Origin of the sequence: Aquaspirillum sp. LM1 (assembly GCF_002002905.1) — a bacterium.
Lineage (GTDB): Bacteria > Pseudomonadota > Gammaproteobacteria > Burkholderiales > Aquaspirillaceae > Rivihabitans.
On the sequence record NZ_CP019509.1, the window covers coordinates 3,743,740 to 3,765,600 of the forward strand.

16 protein-coding genes and 2 pseudogenes are annotated in these 21,861 nt (G+C 62.4%); 12 read left to right on the forward strand and 6 right to left on the reverse strand.

Annotation, left to right across the window (positions count from 1 at the left end; all coding sequences use genetic code 11):
• Positions 1-71 precede the first annotated feature (71 nt).
• Positions 72-665: a purine phosphorylase gene (locus BXU06_RS16175; protein WP_077301995.1), complete on the forward strand. Its 594-nt coding sequence runs from the start codon at positions 72-74 to the stop codon at positions 663-665.
• Between the two features lie 178 nt (positions 666-843).
• On the opposite strand, the gene BXU06_RS16180 is transcribed toward BXU06_RS16175, so the two are convergent.
• A complete protein-coding gene (locus BXU06_RS16180) occupies positions 844-2,334 on the reverse strand; it encodes a CoA-acylating methylmalonate-semialdehyde dehydrogenase (protein WP_077301998.1) in 1,491 nt (496 codons plus the stop codon).
• 1,611 nt (positions 2,335-3,945) lie between these two features.
• Complete coding sequence (locus BXU06_RS16185) at positions 3,946-5,259, reverse strand: aspartate aminotransferase family protein (protein WP_253189484.1); 1,314 nt, start codon at positions 5,257-5,259, stop codon at positions 3,946-3,948.
• A 183-nt stretch (positions 5,260-5,442) separates the two neighbouring features.
• Here BXU06_RS16185 and BXU06_RS16190 point away from each other — a divergent pair, with 183 nt between their 5' ends.
• The 8 genes and pseudogenes from BXU06_RS16190 (at position 5,443) to BXU06_RS16220 (ending at position 12,624) form a co-directional block, all read left to right on the forward strand.
• On the forward strand, positions 5,443-6,840 hold the full coding sequence (locus BXU06_RS16190; RefSeq protein ID WP_150125248.1) for a PLP-dependent aminotransferase family protein: 1,398 nt from the start codon (positions 5,443-5,445) through the stop codon (positions 6,838-6,840).
• A gap of 695 nt (positions 6,841-7,535) precedes the next feature.
• Positions 7,536-7,790, forward strand: a pseudogene (locus BXU06_RS18285) (methyl-accepting chemotaxis protein); the annotation flags it as partial.
• 84 nt (positions 7,791-7,874) lie between these two features.
• On the forward strand, positions 7,875-8,261 hold the full coding sequence (locus BXU06_RS18290) for a CZB domain-containing protein (protein ID WP_256364080.1): 387 nt from the start codon (positions 7,875-7,877) through the stop codon (positions 8,259-8,261).
• A 278-nt stretch (positions 8,262-8,539) separates the two neighbouring features.
• Entirely contained in the window at positions 8,540-9,088 is a 549-nt protein-coding gene (locus tag BXU06_RS16200; RefSeq protein WP_077302007.1) for a hypothetical protein, read from the forward strand.
• 161 nt (positions 9,089-9,249) lie between these two features.
• The gene (locus tag BXU06_RS16205; protein ID WP_171982253.1) at positions 9,250-10,254 is read left to right on the forward strand and encodes a GlxA family transcriptional regulator; all 1,005 of its coding nucleotides are present in this window, start codon (positions 9,250-9,252) and stop codon (positions 10,252-10,254) included.
• Positions 10,255-10,541: 287 nt separating this feature from the next.
• Positions 10,542-10,766 (forward strand): annotated as a pseudogene (locus BXU06_RS18295) (integrase core domain-containing protein); the annotation flags it as partial.
• A 14-nt stretch (positions 10,767-10,780) separates the two neighbouring features.
• Positions 10,781-11,968 (forward strand): AAA family ATPase, encoded by a 1,188-nt coding sequence (locus BXU06_RS16215; protein WP_077302016.1) that lies wholly within the window; start codon positions 10,781-10,783, stop codon positions 11,966-11,968.
• Positions 11,965-12,624 carry a DUF4276 family protein gene (locus BXU06_RS16220; protein WP_077302019.1) on the forward strand — a complete coding sequence of 220 codons (660 nt, stop codon included), beginning with the start codon at positions 11,965-11,967 and terminating at the stop codon, positions 12,622-12,624. Before BXU06_RS16215 ends, BXU06_RS16220 begins: the two co-directional genes overlap by 4 nt.
• A gap of 243 nt (positions 12,625-12,867) precedes the next feature.
• Here BXU06_RS16220 and BXU06_RS16225 read toward each other — a convergent pair whose 3' ends face one another.
• The 4 genes from BXU06_RS16225 to BXU06_RS16240 form a co-directional block, all read right to left on the reverse strand.
• On the reverse strand, positions 12,868-14,211 hold the full coding sequence (locus BXU06_RS16225; RefSeq protein ID WP_077302022.1) for a TolC family outer membrane protein: 1,344 nt from the start codon (positions 14,209-14,211) through the stop codon (positions 12,868-12,870).
• A gap of 42 nt (positions 14,212-14,253) precedes the next feature.
• Complete coding sequence (locus BXU06_RS16230) at positions 14,254-17,313, reverse strand: efflux RND transporter permease subunit (protein ID WP_077302025.1); 3,060 nt, start codon at positions 17,311-17,313, stop codon at positions 14,254-14,256.
• Positions 17,310-18,425, reverse strand: a complete 1,116-nt coding sequence (locus tag BXU06_RS16235; RefSeq protein WP_253189485.1) for an efflux RND transporter periplasmic adaptor subunit — start codon at positions 18,423-18,425, stop codon at positions 17,310-17,312. Before BXU06_RS16235 ends, BXU06_RS16230 begins: the two co-directional genes overlap by 4 nt.
• 257 nt (positions 18,426-18,682) lie before the next feature.
• Positions 18,683-19,324: a TetR/AcrR family transcriptional regulator gene (locus BXU06_RS16240; protein WP_077302031.1), complete on the reverse strand. Its 642-nt coding sequence runs from the start codon at positions 19,322-19,324 to the stop codon at positions 18,683-18,685.
• 149 nt (positions 19,325-19,473) lie between these two features.
• On the opposite strand from BXU06_RS16240, the gene argB reads away from it, so the two are divergent.
• From argB to BXU06_RS16255, 3 genes are all read left to right on the forward strand, one after another.
• Complete coding sequence (argB, locus tag BXU06_RS16245) at positions 19,474-20,358, forward strand: acetylglutamate kinase (RefSeq protein WP_077302034.1); 885 nt, start codon at positions 19,474-19,476, stop codon at positions 20,356-20,358.
• A gap of 185 nt (positions 20,359-20,543) precedes the next feature.
• Positions 20,544-20,975, forward strand: a complete 432-nt coding sequence (locus BXU06_RS16250; protein ID WP_077302037.1) for a CBS domain-containing protein — start codon at positions 20,544-20,546, stop codon at positions 20,973-20,975.
• Positions 20,976-21,196: 221 nt separating this feature from the next.
• Positions 21,197-21,847: a pyrimidine 5'-nucleotidase gene (locus BXU06_RS16255; RefSeq protein WP_077302040.1), complete on the forward strand. Its 651-nt coding sequence runs from the start codon at positions 21,197-21,199 to the stop codon at positions 21,845-21,847.
• Positions 21,848-21,861 lie beyond the last annotated feature (14 nt).

The window sequence follows — 21,861 nt, forward strand, 5'->3', positions numbered from 1 at the left end:
CTAGCGGGCCGTTTCTCATCGACTTTGCCTGTGCCGTACAATGCGGCTTTGCGCATGCAGCGGACCCTCCGATGACCATCACCGTCCTGTTTCCCACCGCCACCGAGGCCAGCCAGTTTCAGCACCCCAGGGTGCGCAGCGTGATTTCCGGCGTCGGGCTGACCGCCACCGCCTACGCCACGGGCAAGCTGATTCACCAGGAACGCCCGGACTGGCTGATTCTGGCCGGGATTGCCGGGGTGTACCCGCATGCCGCGCTGTCGATTGGTCAGATGGCGCTGGTGGCGTCGGAAGTGGAAGGCGATCTGGGGTTCTTTACCCCACAGGGCTTTACCCATCTGGCCGAGCTGCCGCTGGACATGGACTTTGCACGTCGCCACACCCTGCGCTGTCCGCATGTTGAAGCCGTCAGCGGTTTTCAGCTGGCGCGCAGCCTGTCATTGAACGCGGCAATGGCACCGTTTGTGAACAGTGCGGCGGTGGACATTGAAAACATGGAAGGTGCCGCATTCTTTCATGTCTGCCTGCAGGAAAATGTCCGCTTTTTGCAGCTGCGCGCCATTTCCAATGTGGTGGCACCGGGGCACGACGACTGGGACATGGCCGGTTCGGTGCAGGCGCTGACCGAGGGTTTGCACCAGTTGCTGGGCCAGTTGGACGGGTAAGCGTAGCCCCCCTCCTGGCGTTGTTGCGCGACCTTGCCATGTCTGCGGCCTTGCGCTGCAATCTGAGGATCTGACGGCGTGGCGCATAAAAAAAGCCCGCCATGACGGCGGGCCCAACTCTCAAGGGAAACGTTTTCCGACAGCGGACTTCCCGGTACGCCGCCGGCATGCAGTGCGCTTACTTCATGGTGGGCATGACAAATTCCGCACCGCTGGCACGCTGCGGCCAGCGGGTGGTGACGGTTTTCAGCCGGGTGTAGAAGCGCACACCCTCCATGCCATGAACGTGCTGGTCGCCAAACAGTGACGCTTTCCAGCCACCAAAGCTGTGAAACGCCATCGGTACCGGAATCGGCACATTCACCCCCACCATGCCGGCCTGAACCCGATGGGCAAAAGCGCGCGCAGTGGCACCGTCGCGGGTGAACAGGCTGGTGCCGTTGCCATACGGGTGATCGTTGATCAATTGCAGCGCCTGCTCAAAGCTGGCCACCCGCACCACGGCCAGTACCGGGCCAAAAATTTCTTCGCGGTAAATGGTCATCTCCGGGGTGACGTGGTCAAACAGCGTGCCACCCAAAAAGAAGCCCTGCTCGCAGCCGGGCACGCTCAGCGTGCGGCCATCCACCACCAGTTGCGCGCCTTCGGCCACGCCGCTGTCGATATAGCCGGCCACCTTGGCGCGGTGCTCGGCGGTGATCAGCGGGCCCATTTCGGCATCGGGCACTGTGCCAGCGTTGACCTTCAGCGCACGCACCCGCTCGGCCAGCTGCGCCACCAGCGCATCGCCCACCTCACCCACCGCCAAGGCCACCGAAATGGCCATGCAACGCTCGCCGGCTGAGCCATACGCCGCGCCCATCAGCGCGTCTACGGTCAGCTCCAGGTCGGCGTCCGGCATCACCACCATATGATTCTTGGCCCCGCCCAGCGCCTGCACGCGCTTGCCGTGGTGCGCGCCGGTTTCGTAGATATAGCGGGCAATCGGTGTCGAGCCGACAAAGCTCACCGCCTGCACGTCCGGGTGGGCCAGCAGCGCATCCACGGCGGTCTTGTCGCCGTGCAGCACAGTGAACACCCCAGCCGGCAAGCCGGCCTCGGCCAGCCAGTCAGCCAGCAACAGACTGGCCGACGGATCGCGCTCGGACGGCTTGAGCACAAAGCAGTTGCCGCAGGCCAGCGCCACCGGGATCATCCACAACGGCACCATGGCCGGAAAATTGAACGGCGTGATGCCGGCCACCACCCCCAGCGGCTGGCGGGTGGCGTAGCTGTCAATGCCCGAGCCCACTTCCTCGGTGTAATCACCCTTGAGCAAATGCGGAATGCCGCAGGCAAACTCCACCACCTCCAGACCACGGGTGACCTCGCCCAGCGCGTCGCTGACCACTTTGCCGTGTTCACGGCTGATGCATTCGGCCAGTTGCAACTGGCGGGCTTCCAGAATTTCCTTGAAACGGAACATCACCCGCGCCCGCTTCAGCGGCGGGGTGGCGGCCCAGGCTGGCCACGCCGCCTGCGCGGCGGCCATGGCAGCCTGCACATCAGCCACACTGGCCAACGGCACCTCAGCCACTGCCTCACCCAAGGCCGGGTCAAACACCCGCGCCCACCGCGCGCCCTCACCCAAGGTGCGCTCACCTGCCCAATAATGCGGAATCTGTTTCATGCTGGGGAACACTCCATCGCAAATCATCACCATCCCACCACCAGCTGGCGATGGGGAAATTCTTATCTTCACAGCGGATTTTGGGCGCTTGGCACGATTACCGCGCTCCATGCACCGCTCATCGCGCTCCACCTCGTCATTCCCGCGCAGGCGGGAATCCAGACACTCGCCACGGTGTGGTACGGGTGAATGCTCAACAAATGCTGGCAAAAGCCTGTTTCCCCGTCGGCACGCCGTAGAGGCTTGCCTGGGTCCCCGCCTGCGCGGGGACGACGCGGCGGAGGGTGTCAATCGGCCAGCGTGACGCCACTGCTGTGCTACGCCATTGCTCCGCCATGTCCATTCACCCTCCACCCGTCGCGTTTATTTATGCACCACCCGTTGCGCCCCACTCCGTCATTCCCGCGCAGGCGGGAATCCAGGCACTCGCCACGGCGTGGTACCTGCTCATGCTCAACAAATGCTGGCAAAAGCCAGCCTCCCCGTCGGCACGCCGTGGAGACCTGCCTGGGTCCCCGCCTGCGCGGGGACGACGCGGCGGAGGGTGTCAATCGGCCAGCGTGACGCCACTGGTGTACTACGCCATTGCTCCGCCATGTCCATTCACCCTCCACCCGTCGCGTCTATTTATGCTCCACCCGTTGCGCCCCACTCCGTCATTCCCGCGCAGGCGGGAATCCAGACACTCGCCACGTTGTGGTACGGGTGAATGCTCAACAAATGCCGGCAAAAGCCAGCCTCCCCTCCTGCACGCCGTGGAGGCTTGCCTGGGTCCCCGCCTGCGCGGGGACGACGCGGCGGAGGGTGTCAATCGGCCAGCGTGACGCCACTGCTGTGCTACGCCATTGCTCCGCCATGTCCATTCACCCTCCACCCGTCGCGTTTATTTATGCACCACCCGTTGCGCCCCACTCCGTCATTCCCGCGCAGGCGGGAATCCAGGCACTCGCCACGTTGTGGTACGGGTGAATGCTCAACAAATACCGGCAAAAGCCAGCCTCCCCTCCTGCACGCCGTGGAGGCTTGCCTGGGTCCCCGCCTGCGCGGGGACGACGCGGCGGAGGGTGTCAATCGGCCAGCGTGACGCCACTGCTGTGCTACGCCATTGCTCCGCCATGTCCATTCACCCTCCACCCGTCGCGTTTATTTATGCTCCACCCGTTGCGCCCCACACCGTCATTCCCGCGCAGGCGGGAATCCAGACACTCGCCACGGTGTGACGTCGGCTCATGCTTAACACACGGCGGGAAAAGCCAGTTTCCCCGCCTGCGAAGGGACGACGATTTTCTCCGGCATTCCCATGCTGATACAAAGCGCTGCTCGTCGCGCTTAACCGCTTTACCCCCCGTAAAGCCCGCCGAGCATCGCAGACAGTCAGGGGGCTGTCCGGCACGGTTGTTTGAGCGGCGGCATAGCCGACGCGAGTTTCCGGGCCGGCCCTGACTGTCGAGAAGCGCAGGGCACCCGAAGGGCGGGCGTCCCGGGTCGCCTTTCTTTGCCTCCTTTCTTTGGCGAAGCAAAGAAAGGAGGTCGGCTGCGGGACGAACTCCCGCTTTAAATCAAACTCCAGCCGCCCCGCGCATCAGCGCGGCACACCGCCCTCTTTCTGTCTCAACGACACCCCTCCACCGCCTCCGCCACCACCGCAAACAAGTGCGCAATCTGCGCCGGCTCAATAATCAACGGCGGCGACACCGCAATCGTGTCCCCGGTAAAACGCACCATCACCCCGCGCTCCCAGCACGCCTGAAACACCGCATACCCGCGCGCGCCAGCCGGCTTGCCCGCCCATGGCGTCAGCTCAATGCCGGCCACCAGGCCCAGCGTGCGCACATCCTTCACCCCCGACGCGCTTTGCAGCGACAGGGCCGTGTCCATGAACACATCCTGCAGGGCTGCCGCACGGGCAAACAGTTGTTCGTCTTCATACAGCTTGAGCGTGGCCAGCGCCGCCGCTGCCGCCAGCGGATGGCCGGAATAGGTGTAGCCATGCGGAAACTCAATGGCGTATTCCGGCGCGGCGGCCATGAAAGCATCGTGAATTTCCGGTTTGACCAGCACCGCGCCCATTGGCACGCAGCCATTGGTCAGGCCCTTGGCGCAGGTCAGGATGTCTGGCAGCACGTCAAAGCGGTTGGCGGCCCAGTCGGCACCCAGGCGGCCAAAGCCGGTGATCACTTCATCAAAAATCAGCAAAATGCCGTGGCGGTCGCAGATTTCGCGCAGGCGCTTCAAATAACCCTTGGGCGGCAAAATCACCCCAGTGGAGCCTTGCATCGGCTCGACAATCACCGCCGCAATGGTGGACGGGTCGTGCAGGGTAACAATGCGCTGCTCCAGCTCGTCGGCCAGCTCGATGCCAAATTCCGGCTCGCCCCGGCTGAAAGCATTACGGGCAATGTCCAGCGGGTGGCGCAGGTGGTCCACACAGGGCAGCGACGCCGGAAAATGCTTGCGATTGCCGGCCATGCCACCCACCGCCACACCGCCAAAGTTCACCCCGTGGTAGCCACGTTCGCGGCCAATCAGCTTGATGCGGGCGGCGTCGCCGCGCGCGCGGTGGTAGGCCAGGGCGATTTTCAGCGCGGTGTCGGCGGCTTCCGAGCCGGAGTTGCAGAAAAACACCTTGGACAAGCCCTTGGGTGCCATCGCCGCCAGCGCCTCGGCGGCTTCGAATTCCACCGGATGGCCCATCTGGAACGGCGGCGCATAGTCCAGCGTGGCGGCCTGGTGCTGAATGGCCTCGACAATCGGGCGGCGGTTATGGCCGGCGTTCACACACCATAGTCCGGCGCAGCCGTCCAGCACCTGGCGGCCATCGGCATCGGTGTAATACATGCCATCAGCGCTGACCAGCATGCGCGGGTTGGCCTTGAACTGGCGGTTGGCGGTAAACGGCATCCACAGGGCATTCATTGCAGTCATCGAAACACTCCAGAAGTCAGATTCAGGCAGGCGGGGGGAATCCAGCGCGCGGCGCACACTGCGTCCAGCCCGGTTGGCCGGCAGCAGCGTGCGCAGAAGCAGGGGAATATCTTGACGACAAACCCATACAGTTGGCAGTACAGTGATGGCTTATTGCATCGATACTGTATGGGTAAATTAGGCATGACACTTTGCTGGACAGCATTGCAGCGCGAACAGCCGCTGGTGGAACAGATCGTTGACCAGCTGCGCGCCGGCATTGACCAGCGCCAGCTGCGCCCCGGCAGCCGGGTGCCGTCAATCCGCCAGCTGGCCATGCAATTGCACGTCAGCCCATCCACCGTGGTGGAAGCCTACGACCGACTAGCGGCGCTGGGGGTGTTGCACGCCCGGCGCGGGGCCGGGTTTTTTGTCCAGGAGCGCCGTGGCCGACCGGTGCGCGAGCGCGGGCCAAAAGTGACGGAACTGGCGGTGGATGCGCACTGGCTGTCGCGCAATGTGTATGAAACCGACGCCCACGCCCTGCAGGCCGGTTGCGGCTGGTTTCCGCCGGCGTGGTTTGACCGCGACAGCCGCCAGCGCGCGCTCAAGCAAGCTGCCCGTTACGACAGCGCGCTGGCCGAGTATGGCCACCCGCAGGGCTACGCGCCGCTGCGCCGCTATCTGGAAGACTGGCTGGGCGAGGCCGGCATTGCCACCCAGGCCGAACATATCCTGCTCACCCAGGGGGCCAGCCAGGCGCTGGATCTGGTGGCCTGCTGCGTGGCACGCCCCGGCGACGTGGTGCTGGTGGACGATCCTGGCTACTGTAATTTGCTGTCCTGCCTGACTCTGCGCGGCTTTACCGTGGTGGGCGTGCCGTGGACGCCGCACGGGCCAGACACCACCGCGCTGGAACACCTGCTGCAAACCCATCAGCCCAAGGCATTTTTCACCAACCCCTGGCTGCAAAACCCCACCGGTGCCAGCTACAGCCCGGCCACCGCCTACCGGGTGCTGCAACTGGCCGAGCAATACGGCTGTTATGTGGTGGAAGACAATGTCTCGGCTGAGCTGCTGGCCACGCGCACGCAAACCCTGGCGGCGATGGAAGGGCTGCACCGGGTGATTTACATCGGCAGCTTCTCGAAAACCCTGTCGCCCGGCCTGCGTGTGGGCTTTGTCACCGCCGCGCCCGCGCTGATTGACGCGCTGACCCACGCCAAGATGATTGCCGGGCTCACCTCGTCCACCCTGGCCGAACGCCTGGCGCTGGCCATGCTGACCGATGGCCGCTACCGCAAGAATCTGGAGCGGCTGAAAGCCCGGCTGGCCAGCGCCCAGGACGCCAGCCACGCCATGTTCACCACGCTGGGCTGGCAGTTGTTCACCACCCCGGCGGGCGGCCTGTTTGTCTGGGCCAGCCCCGGCCACGCCGGCCCCGACCCGTTGCGTCTGGCCGAATCGGCGCGCAGCCACGCCATCCTGCTGGCACCAGGCTGCCTGTTTCGTCCGAACCAGACGGCTACGCCGTGGCTGCGCTTCAATGTGGCGTTCAGCCACGGCAACGATTTGCTGCAGTTTTTGCGCGGGGCAAAATAAGCCAGCCTCGCCTTGTCCTCTTGCCTGACGCGTTTCCGACATCTCTTCTCTGTGGTCCTGATGCGGCATTCTTCTCCGTCTTGTCAGGCGATTCCTACGGTGGATTTACCCATGCGAAGCTTCGTTTCTCTCCAAGAAACCCTTGTTCTATCAGGGATAAATTCATCAGCCCAGCGATGCTCTATGTTAAAATAAAGTGAATTATTATTTTGCCCAATCGGCAGGCTGCCGAATTTATCAGACTGGTCAGGGTCGGCAGATGGCCAAACAGACCAGCGGAGTGGATCATGTTTGGACGTAAAAAAGTGGCCGACCTGCAAAGTCGTCTGGCCATACTGGAAGAAGAGCGCCGGGTGCTGCAGCGCGAGCTGCACGACGCCCAGACCGCCTTGAGCGGCAGTCAGCAGCAGTATCAGGGGCTGTATGGCGAGGTGGAACAAAACCGGATATTGCGCAACCCGTTTGCCGAATTCTGCCAGAGCATTGTCGATATCCGTGCCTCGTTTTCCACCCTGGCCGAGCGGATGGACAGCTGCTTTGTCACCGCCGCCGATGCCGCCACCACGCTGCACGGCACCCGCAGCATGGTCAATGTGCTGACCGACAGCTTTACCCATATTGCCGCCACCCAGCAGGAAACCCGCCAGCACATGGACACGCTGGACAGCAAGACCGGCGAAATCCGCCAGTTTGTCCAGCTGATCAAGGAAGTGGCCGACCAGACCAATCTGCTGGCGCTGAATGCCGCGATTGAAGCCGCCCGCGCCGGCGAATCAGGCCGGGGGTTTGCCGTGGTGGCCGACGAAGTGCGCAAGCTGGCCGAACGCACCGCCGCCGCCACCCGCGAAATCGACACCCTGGTGGAAGTCATCGCCCAGGCATCCGGTGCCACCAAGCAGCAGGTGCACGAAGCCAGCGAACAAATCCTGCACTATCGCGAAATCGGCGGGCGCACCACGGCCAGCATTCACCGGCTGGTGGACGATACCCACGACATGGCGCAAACCATTGCCTATGGGGCCAATGTCAGCTTCATGGAAGTGGTCAAGCTCGACCATATCGTTTTCAAGCTGGAAATCTACAAGGCAGTGATGGGCTATCACAGCCTGAACCCGGACGCGATTGCCTCGCACCAGACCTGTCGGCTGGGCAAATGGTACTACCAGGGGCGCGGTCAGCAGGAATGTGGCGACCTGCCGGCATTTCGCCAGCTGGAAACACCACACCAGCAGGTGCACGACTACGCCCGCCACGCGCTGGTGGCGCTGGAAATCGGTGACCGCAAGGAAGCCGAGCAGTCGCTGCTGCGCATGGAGCGCGCCTCTGCCCAGGTGATGACGCTGCTGACCGAGATGGAAAGCATTCCCTGTGCGTATACGCTGGAAGGCACGGTGGACAAACGGGAAAAAGTGGCGGCCTGACCCGCTGAGGCAGCTTGACAGCGCCCCACCCGCCGGGTGAAGATAAGCCCACTATGGCACAGCACATTTTGAACGCACATTCGTATTATTGGTGGCGCACCGACTCCGGGCGTCACCTGTTTGCGTTTTTCTGCTGAAAGCCAGCGCCGAATCCCGCACACATGCCGCCCCGGTTGGGCGGCGTGTGTGTTTTAGGGGTTGGTTTTTTCACGCCAGACTTCCTGCACCCAGGCTCCTGACCGCGAACCCGCGAAAGTTATTCAATCCAGGAGCCCACCATGTCCGACCTGAGCCTGCAACACCATCTGAGCCATTCCCAGCAACTGGCCGACACCCTGCACCATTTGCTGCATCAGCATCCCGACCACACCCTGCCGCTGGTGGTGGTGCTGGCCGACCGCGACTTTATCGACGCCACCCCTGGCCGCAACCAGGCCTGCCGCCAGCGTGCGCTGCATCTGGCGGCGCAATGCCAGACGGCAGGCGATGCAGTGCAGTGCGTACTGGAAAGCTTGCTGCCGCCGCAGCGCGGGCTGGCGCACCAGTTGCAGGCCCGCCACGCCGGCTGCGCCAGCCACGCCAGCCCAGCGGCCCAGCTGGCCGCACTGCAACTGGCGCTGGGCGCACGCCACTGCCATGCGCCGGATGAGCTGGCCGAACATGTTGACCAACTCCTGGCCGGCCAGGAGTTGCCCAGCCAGCCGCTGCGAGTGCTGCGCCTGAGCCTGGAAGGCGTGAACGCCGAACCCATCGCCGATGAAGCCGCCACCCTGGGCCGTCTGCTGGCCGACAGCCAGGCGCTGGCGGCACAGATGCGCGGGCGCTGAAAAACTGGCATTCCCGGCAGGCCGGAATTCAGCCAGTGGTTTTTGCTGACGGGGCGTGTCGCCAACACAATGTATCTGAATTCATCCGTATGTCTCCCGGCTTGCCCTGAATGAGGTGCCAATGGCAGGATTGCCATTTTCCGCGCAAATATGGACAAGCCATGAAGGCCATCGCCCTGCTGTTGCCCGAACAGTTTTTTGCCAGCGGTGTGGCCGGGTTGATTGACGCCTTTGCCATCGCCAATTTTCAGGCGGCGGCCAGCGGGTCGGCGGTATTGCGCTGGCGGTTGCTCAGCGTGGATGGCTTGCCGGTGCGCGCCTCATCCGGACTGGAGTTTGCCGCCGATGGACGCTATGACCAGGTGCAGCCGGGCGAACTGCTGATTGTGCCCGGTCTGATCTACCGCACCATCCCCAGCCTTGAACACACCCTGCAGCAGCAAGCCGGATTGATTGCCCAACTGCGTCAGTGGCACGCTGCCGGGCATGTGCTGGCCGGGTGTTGCACCGGCGTGGCATTGCTGGCAGAAAGCGGTGTGCTCGACCACCAGCCGGCTACCATCAGTTGGTGGCTGGCCGGCTGGTTCAAACGCCGCTACCCGGCAGTGCGGCTAAGCCCGCACGCGCTGCTGACCGACAGCCCGCAACTGCTGTGCAGCGGGGCCACCACCGCCTACCTAGACCTGGCGCTGCGCCTGATCGAACGACTGGTCGGCCCCGATATCGCCCAGGCTTGCGCCCGCGTGCTGTTGCTCGACCCACACCGGGCGTCGCAAGCGCCTTACACCAGCCTGCCCAGCTACAGCGGCCACAACGACCCGATGGTGAGCGATTGCCAGCGCTGGCTGCACGCCCATCTGGAACAACCATTCCGCCTGGCCGCCTTGGCCAGCGCGGTGAATTGCAGCGAACGCACGCTGATGCGACGCTTTCGTCTGGCGCTGGACGATACGCCGCTGCATTATCTGCAAAAACTACGCCTGTTTGCCGCCCGCCGGCTGCTGGAAACCACCGCACTGGGCCTGGGCGAGATTGCCCAGCGAGTGGGCTACAGCGATGTCAGCGCCTTTCGCCGGCTGTTCATCCGCGAGGTGGAATGTACCCCGGCAGACTATCGGCGGCGATTTGGCGGGCAGGCAGGGGGGCGGGATCATGCAGGGTGCTGAAATAATCGGCAAGATGGGCAATCTGTGGTCGAGATGACTATCTGCTTCATCCCGAGTGATCATATCCCCATTCGTGGCAGGCCACTCTTCTTGGCAAGAGACGTGATGCGTGGTCTGATTGAAACCTTGAAAGCGGAGCAATCGACATGAGCGAAGTCCACGCCCAGGCCCGAGTCACCCCTCGTGCGCGAGCTGAGATCAAGAACTCAGCAGCCTCATTGCTTGAGTTGGCCGAACGCGACACCATCAGTGTGGCAACCGCGCGTAAGTGGAAACAGCGCGACAGCGATGTCCGCTGTGCGGCGCTGAACATCAAGCACCGCCTGTGCCCGCCACGCCACTCACAGACAAACGGCATGGTGGAGCGCTTCAATGGCCACCGAATCAGTCAGGTGGTAAGCCAGACCCGATTTGCTTCAGCGGCTGAGTTGGCAACGACGCTTGAGCGCTATGTGAACACTTACCATCAGCAGATTCCGCCACGCGCACTCAACCCTCTTTCGCCCGTTCAATGGAGGATGTTTGAATGACAGCCCCAAGGCTATCGAATAAAACCGACCGGATTTGTTCGGTCACCATCGAAGGTTTTCGCAGTCTGAAAAATATTCAGAACCTGGTGCTGCCGCCGTTGACGGTGCTGATCGGGGCCAATGGCGCAGGCAAATCCACCTTGATTCGCTTTTTCGAGATGCTGAGCTGGATGCTCAGGACGAAGAGCTTGCAAGAGTTTGTGCTGCGCCATGGTGGCGGTGATGACCAGTTTTTTATGGGCGCGCGCGTCACCCCAATCATTCGGGCAGAAGTCTGCACCGAACTGGATGACATGGGCTTCAAGTATGGATTTGAGCTGGATTATCTCCCTGCCAAGGATTCCGTGTTGATTCGGGGTGAGCATTGGCATCGTGAGCAGAATGCATTTCCGGTGAGTGCGGTGACATCTCACTTCGGCGGTGCATCTCTGGAATCCCTGTTGCCGGAGGTTGACGATTCAGGCGCGCAGGCCCTCTGTCGTTTTTTCAGCCGGTGTGTCACTTACCAGTTTCATGATACTTCCCCTCTTGCGAACATCCATAAGCGCTGGGATGTCACCGAGTCGTTCCGCCTGCGCTCGGATGGCGGCAATCTGGCGGCGGTGTTGCTGGATTTGCGCAATACGGATGGCAAACGCTATGAACTGATCGTCAAGCAGGTTAGCCGTGTCTTGCCGGCGTTCAAGGATTTTGTCTTGGAAGAAGAGGCTGGCAAGGTGCTGTTGCGCTGGGAGGGTAGGCAAAGCGACAAGGTGTTTGGCTCGCATCTCACGTCAGATGGATCGCTGCGCCTGTTCTGCCTGTTGACCTTGCTGAACCTGCCGCCCGAGCGGCTGCCGAATGTGATGTTCTTCGACGAGCCCGAGCTGGGCCTGCATCCGCATGCCATGACTTTGGTGGCGGAGATGTTCAAGCGTTTGTCGAAAAAACGGCAAATCTTTATCGCCACGCAATCGCCTTATTTGGTGGATTGCTTCGAGCTGGAAAACATCATCGTAGCCAGCGCCAATCATGGGGAGACAGTGCTGCGCAACCTGCCGCGCAAGCACTATCAGCGCTGGCTGGATGAGGAATACCAGCTTTCTGACATCTGGTTGCAGCAGGCCACAGGCGGCGTGGCTTGGTTGGGGGACACTCTGCCTGTCCAGCGGGAAGATGCCGCAGAGGCAGGGAGGGGCGCATGATCCGGGTGTGCATTATCTGCGAAGGTGCTACCGAGGCGGAGTTCGTCAATCGCTGCCTGGAGCCCTACCTGCGGCCCAGCGGCGTCAGCGCCTATGGCACGGTGTTGAGCGCCAGGTCGGGGCGCCATCGTGGCGGACGCGTCACCGTGGATCGGCTGGCCAACAAAATCTCTTTGCATTATAGCGAGGCTGACCGCGTTTCCACACTGGTGGATTTTTACGGTTTTCAAGACCGTGCAAGCCGCACCCGCGCCCAGCTCGAAGCTGACATCGGGGCAGCCGCCCAGGCCATGACTACGGGCTATAACCCACGCTATGTGCTGCCCTATGTGCAAATGCATGAGTTCGAGGGTTTATTATTCACCAACCCCATCGACTTTGAGTGGGTAGAAGACGGCTGGAGCGAAGAGGTAAAAGCTGCGCTGATGGCGGTGGCGCAGGCATTCCCAAGCCCGGAAGACATCAACGACAGCCCTGAGACGGCACCGTCCAAGCGGATTTTGAACATCTTTCCCGATGGTAGCTACTCAAAGCCCGAGCACGGCCCATTGATTGCTGAAGCTACCGGCATGGATGCGATTCGAGCCAAATGCCCGGCCTTCAACGAGTGGGTGGGAAAACTGCAAGCGTGGGGAGGCGGCCAAACATGGCGCTAAAAAAACAGGCAGGCTTGGAAAGCCGCCATGTGCTGTTTATGGGGGACGGTAGTCGTGTGTATTTGCAAAAGCTGTTTGCTGCGCTGACCTGAGTGGGGCGGGCTCACCGGCGTGCACAGCTTCACCAGAAAGCCATTGAGGTTGCTGACATAGACGATGGCCTGCCCCCATGGCTTCTCTCGGTGGGCACGTGCACCCACTGCGCGCCGACGGCCCGCGCGTCGCACGCACGGGGGATTTTGCTTACTTTTTCTGTGGCTTTTGCTGGCTGGCCAGCACCGGAGTCGTCCGCGCTTGCAGCAGTTGGTTCACCCCGGCCAGCACCTCCTGATTGAGCTGGCCGACGGCGGCGGCCAGTTGCAGGCGGGCCATCAGGTACTGGTAGCGCGCCTGGGCCAGGTCGCGGCGGGATTCATACACCTTGCGTTCGGCGTTGAGCAGGTCCACGCTGGTGCGCACCCCCACTTCGCGGCCCAGTCGGGTGGCGTCCAGCTGGCTTTTGCTGGAGGCCAGTACCTGTTCACGCGCGGTGACTTGCGCGGCACCGCTGGTCACCCCCAGATAGGCGGTACGGGTGGCTTGCTCGACCTGGCGACGGGTGTCTTCCAGATCCTGACGCGCCTGTTCTTCCAGCGCCTTGGCTTCGCGCACTTTCGACTGGGTCAGTCCGCCGGAAAAAATCGGCAGGGTGATCTGCACACCGATTGAACTGCCCCGGGTATCCACACTGGCCAGCTGGCTGGTGGTGCGGTCGTTGTAGCCGGCCACCAGGCTGACGCTGGGCAGATGGCCGCTCAGGCTGGTGTCCACGTCCTTTTGCGCCACAATCAGCTGTTTACGCCGAATCGCCAGCGGATAGCTGCCATCTTCGGACTGGCGCACCCAGCTGGGAATATCCGCCGGGCTGGGCAAGTCCAGCGCCACCTTGGCCTTCAGCGGGTCAAGCCGCGAGGTGTCCACGCCGGCCTGGAGGGCAAGCTTGTGGCGCTTGACTTCCAGGTCATTGATGGCCGCCAGTTCGCTGGCCACGGCGGAGTCGTAGCTGGCCTGGGCTTCGTAGGTGTCGGTGATGGTGGCGCTGCCTACTTCAAACGACTTTTTTGCCTGTTCCAGCTGTTTGGCGTAGGCATCCTTGGCCGCACGGGTGAATTCCAGCGTGTCTTCGGCCAGCAGCACGTCAAAATACGCCTGCGCGGTGCGCAGGATCAGCTCCTGTTCGGCATGTTTCAGCTGGTCATCGGCAATCAGTGTGGCTTGCCGGCCTTTTTCCAGCCCGGCAAAGCGGCCCCAGTCAAACAGGGTTTGCGTCAATTGCACGCCGGCGCTGGCGCTGCGGTAGCGGCCAACCGCTGCCGGGCGTTCGGCCTTGTTGCGGGTGTAGTCGCCGCTGGCGTTCAGTTGCGGCAGCAGCGGCGCACGGCCCTGCACGGCTTTTTCCTGGCCAGCTTCCCAGCTGGCGCGGGCCGAGGCGTAGGCGGCGTCGTGCTGGCGGGCGGCCTGCCACACGTCGATCAGATCCAGCGCCAGCAGCGGGGCGGACAGGCTGGCCAGGGTGGTGGCCAGCAGGGTCTGTTTCCATGTCCACATGAGAATGTCTTTCTCCGGAGTGTGTCCGTCAGGCCCGGCGACTTACGCCGGGCGTTTAACCTTGAACCATGCCGCGTACAGCGCCGGCAAGAATAGCAGTGTCAGCATGGTGGCGACCAGCAGCCCGCCCATGATGGCCACGGCCATCGGCCCCCAGAAGGTGCTGCGGGTGAGCGGAATCATGGCCAGAATAGCGGCAGCGGCGGTGAGCATGATCGGGCGGAAGCGGCGCACGGTGGAGCCAATCACTGCTTCCCAGCGGTCGATGCCCTCGCGGATGTCGTGCTCGATCTGGTCAACCAGAATCACCGAATTGCGCATGATCATCCCGGCCAGGGCAATCACCCCAAGCATGGCAACAAAGCCAAACGGCGCGGCAAAGACAATCAGCGTCAGCGTCACCCCGATCATGCCCAGCGGCGCGGTCAGCAGCACCAGCAGGGTGCGCTGGAAGCTGTGCAGCTGGAACATCAGCAATGAAATCACCACCACCAGCATCAGCGGTTGCACAGCGGCAATCGCGGTTTGCGATTTCTGGCTGGATTCCAGCGAGCCGCCCAGTTCGATGTGATAGCCGCCAGGCAGGGTTTTTTCCAGCGCCTGCATCTTGGGCCACAGTGCAATGGCCACATCGGCGGCCTGCACGCCGTCTACCACGTCGGCGCGCACGGTCAGCGTTGGCAGGCGGTTGCGCCGCCAGACAATGCTTTCCTCCGGCTGGTATTCCACCCGCGCCAGCTGCGCCACTGGCACAAAACGGCCCGAGGCGGTCTGGATCATCAGCGACGGCAGGCGCTCAATGCTGCTGCGCTCATCGGAGCCCAGGCGGGCAATCACTTCCAGCGAGCGGTCGGCTTCGCGGAAATCGCTGACCGTGGCACCCGACAGCAACATTTGCAGCTGGCGGGCCAGCGACTGGCTGGACACGCCCAGCGCACGCGCCTTGTCCTGATCGACCACCACGCGCATCACTCGCAGCTGTTCGCCCCAGTCGTTATTCACCTGACGGGTGCCCGGATAATCACGCAGCATGCCTTCCATCTGCCGGGCAATCTGGCGCAGCTGGCCAGGGTCGGGGCCCAGCACGCGGAATTGCACCGGGTAGCCCACCGGTGGGCCGTTTTCCAGGCGGATCACCCGGCCACGCACATTGGGAAAGCCCTGGTCAAACAGCTCGGCTACCTTGTGCTTGACGCCGTCGCGCACTTTTTCGTCGCGGGTCATGATCATCATCTGCGCATAGTTCAGATGCTGTTGCTGCTGATCCAGCGGCAGATAAAAGCGCGGCGAGCCGCCGCCAACGTAGCTGGTGATCGACACAATCCGCTCGTCGTTCTTGAGCAGGGCCTCCATGTGCTTGACTTCACGCTCGGTGGCTTCGTAGCTGGCGCTTTGCGGCAGCCAGAAGTCCACCAGCAGCTCCACCCGGCTGGACGCCGGGAAAAACTGCTGCTGCACAAACAGCTTGAAGCACACCAGCGACAGCACAAAGGCGGCAAAGGTGGCGGCAATCACGGTTTTGCGATGGTCCAGGCACCATTCCAGCAGCCGGCGAAAGCGGACATAAAACGGCTTGTCGTACACATCGCCGTGAACGCCGTGCTCGGTACCGGGCTGGTGTTCTGCCAGCAGCTTGTGGCCGATGAACGGGGTGAACAGCACGGCAACAAACCAGGAAATCACCAGCGCCAGACCCACCACGGCAAACAGGCTGAAGGTGTATTCACCGGCATTGGACTTGGCCAGCCCCACCGGCAGAAAGGTGGCGGCAGTAATCAGCGTGCCGGTCAGCATCGGAAAGGCGGTGCTGGTGTAGGCGTAGGTGGCGGCGTTCAGCCGGTTCCAGCCCTGTTCCAGCTTCAGCGCCATCATTTCTACCGCAATAATGGCATCGTCCACCAACAGGCCCAGCGCGATAATCAGCGACCCCAGCGAGATGCGTTGTAACTCCATATTGAAGAAATACATGGCCAGAAAGGTAATCGCCAGCACCAGCGGAATCGACAGCGCCACCACAATGCCGGTGCGCCAGCCCAGGCTGACAAAACTGACGCCCAGCACAATCACCACCGCTTCGAGCAGCGACTGCATGAATTCGTTGACCGAGCTTTTCACCACACGCGGCTGGTCGGACACCGGGTCGATCTTGACGCCCACCGGCAGTTCGGTGCTGACCTGGGCCATCAGCGCGTTCAGCGTCTCGCCCAGCTTGATCACGTCGCCGCCCTTTTTCATGCTGATGGCCAGGCCCAGCGCCGGCTTGCCGTTGAAGCGCATGGCAAAGCTGGGCGGGGTGGCATAGCCACGGCTGACGCTGGCCACATCGCCCAGCCGGAAACTGCGGCCATTGGCGCTGAGCAACAGCGCGCGCACGGATTCCACGCTGGACAAGGCTCCGCTGACCCGCACCGGCACATGGTCGGTGGCGGTGTCGATCGCGCCCGCTGGCGTGACGGCATTTTGCTCGGCCAGGGCTTTCCACAGCTGCTGCACGTCCATGCCCAGCCCGGCCAGCCGGGCGGTGTCCAGGGTCAGGTAGATTTTTTCTTCCTGCTCGCCAATGATGTCGGCCTTGGCCACGTCAGGCAGGCGCAGCGCCTCGCGCTTGACGTATTCGACATAGCGGCGCAGGTCTTCGTAGCCCAGGCCGTCGCCGGTAAAGGCGTAGATATTGCCGAAGGTGTCGCCAAACTCATCGTTGAAAAACGGCCCCTTGATATCAGCGGGCAATTGCTGGCGAATATCGCCCAGCTTTTTGCGTACCTGATACCAGGCGTTGGGCACATCCTTGGGCGGCAGGCTTTCCTTCAGGTTGACAATCAGCACCGATTCGCCGGGCTTGGTGTAGCTTTTTACAAAGTCCAGATCCGGGTGTTCCATCAGCTTTTTTTCCACCCGGTCGGTGACTTGCAGCTGCATGTCGTCGGTGCTGGCCCCTGGCCACACCACGCGCACCAGCATGGCCTTGAAGGTGAACTCGGGGTCTTCCTTCTGCCCCAGCTTGCCGTACGACCACACCCCGCCAATCAGCAGGATCACCATCAGGTAGCGCACCAGCGAGGCGTGGCGGATGGCCCATTCGGAGAGATTGATCCGTTTCATTTGGCCTGGGTCCCCACCGCTTGCGCCGGGTCGGCAGTCAGCCGGCGCACCGGCTGGCCGTCACGCAGCAAATGCACGCCGGCAGTCACCACTTCCTGGCCGGTGTGTGCCCCGCTGGCAATCCAGGCGGTGTCGCTGCTGACCTGCGCCAGTTTCACCTCAGTGCGCTTGACCTGGGCGTCCTTGCCGCTGATCACCCACAGATAATGCCGGTTGTTTTCATCCAGCACCGCGCTCAGCGGCACGCTCAGCCCGACCGGGCCGCTGCCTTGCGGAAACACTCTGGCAGTCATGCCCAGCTGCACCGCGCCATCGGCGTCATTCAGGGCAATCCGGGCGGTGTAGGTGCGCGTCACCGGGTCGGCATCCGGCGACAGTTCACGCAAGCTGCCGCGATAATGTTTGCTGCTCTGGCCCAGCTGCACGGCAAAGCCGCTGGCCGCGCGCAGCGCCGCCAGCTGCGATTCGGCCACGGCAATCACTGCCTCGCGCTGGCCAGGTTCGGCCACCCGCGCCACCACCTGGCCGGCATTCACCACCTGGCCCACCTCGGCGTCGAGAAAGGTCACCACCCCGGCGCGATCGGCGTTCAGTGTGGTGTAGTGCTGCTGGTTTTCCCCCAGCTGGGCCGTGGCCAGCGCCGACTGATACCCGCCCTTGGCCGCTGCCAGCGCGCTGGTGCGCCGGTCAAACTCGGCCTGGCTGATGAAGTTTTGCGCCAGCAGTTCGCGGTAGCGCCGGATATCGGCTTCGTTCTGCTTCCAGTCGGCTTCGGCGGCGGCCAGCTTGGCCCGGCGCGCCGCCAGATCCAGCTCGACATCGTTGCTTTCCAGTCGGGCCAGCGCCTGACCCGCCTTGACCTCGGCCCCCACATCCACCAGCCGGGCCACCACTTTGCCCCCCACCCGAAACGCCAGGCGCGCCTCATGGCGGGCGCGAATTTCGCCAGCGTGAAAACTGCCCGCCAGTCCGGCGGCGCTGCCCAGCACCACACTGCGCACTGGTCGCACGGCTTCGGCCTGTGGCGCGGGTTTGCTGCAGCCGGTCAACACCAGGCCCACGGCCAGACCAGCCAGCCCAAGATGATGAAACTTCATTGCTTCTTCCTTCATGTAGTCACCCCTTCTGGCGCTGGCCGAGGCGGCCTGCCGGCGCAGAAGGTGATCAGACAGAAACGGGCGATATATTCCGCCTTGTGTTCAATGGGGGGGTGCGTGTTGTGGGTATTGCCCCTGGGCGGCCTGGCCGGCCAGGGTTTATGTGAAACTATAAAACATTTATCTGGAACAGCATAGCGGCCTGAGCAGTTGCCCGCAGGCAACCTTTCAGACCGCAACAAACGTTAAATACTTGAGCCAGAGGGTCTGAATCAGCGCACTTTCAGCCCGTTGAGCAGCACATCCAGCACATTGTCCAGGTGGGCCGGCATGTCGAACTTGGCCGATTCAAAATTATGAAACGAATGCTTCCACACCATGGCCAGCAGCAGCGGGGCAATGACAATTTCCACCGCATGATCCATGTTCAAAATACGAAACTCCTGGCGTGCCACCCCGTCTTCCAGCACATGGCGCACCATATTGCGACAGCGCACAATCACTTCGGCGTGGTAAAAACTGGCCAGCTCGGGAAAATTGGCCGCTTCGGCAATCATCAGCTTGGACAGCCCGGCCAGCCGGGTATTGCCAATGGATTCCCACCAGCGGTAAATCACCTGGCGCAGGCGCACCTCGGCGCTGGCTTCATCCTGACCGGACAAGCCTTCGAGCTCGTCAAACTTGGTCAGCATGCCCTCGCGGATCACCGCCTTGAAAATTTCTTCCTTGTTTTCGTAGTACAGGTACGGCGTGCCCTTGGTCACTCCGGCCTCGCGGGCGATGTCTTCCATCTTGGTGGCGCGAAAGCCTTTTTCGACAAATAGCTTGAGTGCAGCCTCCAGAATCTCGCCGGGGCGGACATCTTTGCGGCGCGACCAGCGCGTGGCGGGAGGAGTGGCGGGGATTGCCGTCATGAGGGTTCCATGCGTTCAGAGTATCAGACTTACTTTATAGTAAGGGGCGTCTGCCGGCAAGGTATAGGTAAATGTAAATTCAGATAAACCCTGGCCGGCGTTGCGTTTACAATACGCCCTTCCCTTCCCTTTGCGACAGGAAACCACCCATGACGCTCACTCCGCATCTGGCCCAGGACAAGGCGGCCATCCTCTCCGAGGCTCTGCCCTATATCCGCAAGTTCAGCGGCAAAACCATTGTGATCAAGTACGGCGGCAACGCCATGACCGACGACGCCCTGAAAGAAGGCTTTGCCAAGGATGTGGTGCTGCTCAAGCTGGTGGGGCTCAATCCGGTGGTGGTCCACGGCGGCGGCCCGCAAATCAACCAGCTGCTGTCCCGGATTGGCAAGCAGGGCGAGTTCATCCAGGGCATGCGCGTGACCGACAGTGAAACCATGGACGTGGTGGAAATGGTGCTGGGCGGCCTGGTGAACAAAGAAATCGTCAGCCTGATCAATCAGCACGGCGGCAAGGCCGTGGGCCTGACGGGCAAGGACGGCAGCTTTATCCGCGCCCACAAGCTGTTTCTGAAAACCGACGACGGCGAAGAATCCATCGACATCGGCCAGGTGGGTGAAATCGAATCGATCGACCCCAGCCTGATTGCGCTGATGGACACCCGCGACTTTATTCCGGTGATTGCCCCGATTGGCGTCGGCCACGATGGTGCCGCTTACAACATCAACGCCGACCTGGTGGCCGGCAAGCTGGCAGAAACCCTGGGTGCCGAAAAGCTGATTCTGATGACCAACACCGAAGGCGTGCTGGACAAGGATGGCCAATTGCTCACCGGCCTGACCGCCAGCCAGGTGGACGGCCTGTTTGCCGATGGCACCATCCACGGCGGCATGCTGCCAAAAATCAGCTCGGCGCTGGATGCGGCCAAAAATGGCGTGCAGTCGGTACACATCATTGATGGCCGGGTGAAGCACGCGCTGCTGCTGGAAATTCTCACCGACGCCGGGGTGGGCACCATGATCCGGGCGGATTAAGCCAAAAACTGCCGCTGGCCGAAAGCGGACGGCCTGCGGCGTTGGCGCAGTGTCCCGGATCGCATGCCAAATCTGTTCGCGCATCCGAAGCAAATATCGCTTATAACTCAAGAGCACGCTTGTCGCGTGCTCTTTTTTGTGCGCGGCACACCGACCAGAAACATCCATCTCAAGGGGATTTGACCATGTTGACCGTTCGCCAACTGCTGCAACAGAAACAACCTGCCGGTTTTGTCAGCGTCCCGCTGGAAGCTACCGTGTTCCAGACTTTGCAAATCATGGCCGAACACAATATCGGTGCCGTGCTGGTGATGAACGGCGAGAGCCTGTGCGGGATTTTTTCCGAACGCGACTACGCCCGCCGGGTGGTGTTGCAGGGCAAAACCTCGGCCAGCACCCTGGTGGGCGAGATCATGACCAACAAGGTGTGTTACGTGGGCCCGGAGCATACGGTAGACCAGTGCATGGCGCTGATGAGCGACAAGAATATTCGCCACTTGCCGGTGCTGGAGCACGGTGCGGTGATGGGCGTGGTGTCGATGCGCGACGTGGTGCGCGCCACGCTGGATGAGCAGGCGCAAACGATTGAGCAACTGGTGAGTTACATCCAGCAGTAAGCGCAGCTCAGGATACGCTGAAAAAATCGTCATTCCCGCGAAGGCGGGAATCCAGGACGTTGATTTTTCTGGGTTTTGCTTGTGGCACAAACGATTTTTCTGAATAAATCAGCGCGTCCCTAAGTGGCCTCAAGGTGCGTCACCCCGCTGGGGCGACGCACCCGGCGCGCGGCGGTCATGCTAAGCTTGCCCGCCCTGGCCGCCTTCAATGAAACCCTGTCATGCCCCGTTCTGCCCGCCTGTGGCTGTTTGACCTCGACAACACCCTGCATCATGCCGGCATCGGCATTTTTCCACGCATCAACCAGCAAATGACGGATTACATCGTCCAGCATCTGGCACTGACGCCCGACGAGGCGCAGCAGCTGCGGGTAGATTACTGGCAGCGCTACGGTGCCACGCTGACCGGTCTGGTGCGCCATCACGCGGTGGACCCCCGGCATTTTCTGCACCATACCCACCCACTGCCGGAATTGCTGGCGCATGTGCACCATGATGCCGGCCTTCCCGCGCTGATTGCCCGCTTGCCGGGGCGCAAGGTGGTGTTTTCCAATGGACCGACCGACTATGTGCAGGCCGTGTGCCGGCATTTGCGCCTGCTGCCGCATCTGCAGCAGGTGTTTGGCGTCGATCGGGTAGGCTTTCACCCCAAGCCGGAACGGCGGGGGTATCTGCGTTTGCTGGCGCAGCTGGGTCGCCCGGCGTCGCGCTGCATTCTGGTGGAAGACAGCCTGGCCAACCTGGCCACGGCCAAGGCCCTGGGCATGCGCACGGTGTGGCTGGCACCGCAGGCGGCGGCGGTGCCAGGCTATGTGGATGTGTGCGTGCGGCGGATTGGCGAACTGGCGCGGCACGCCGGGCTGGCGCGCTGAATCCGGCCAGGTCA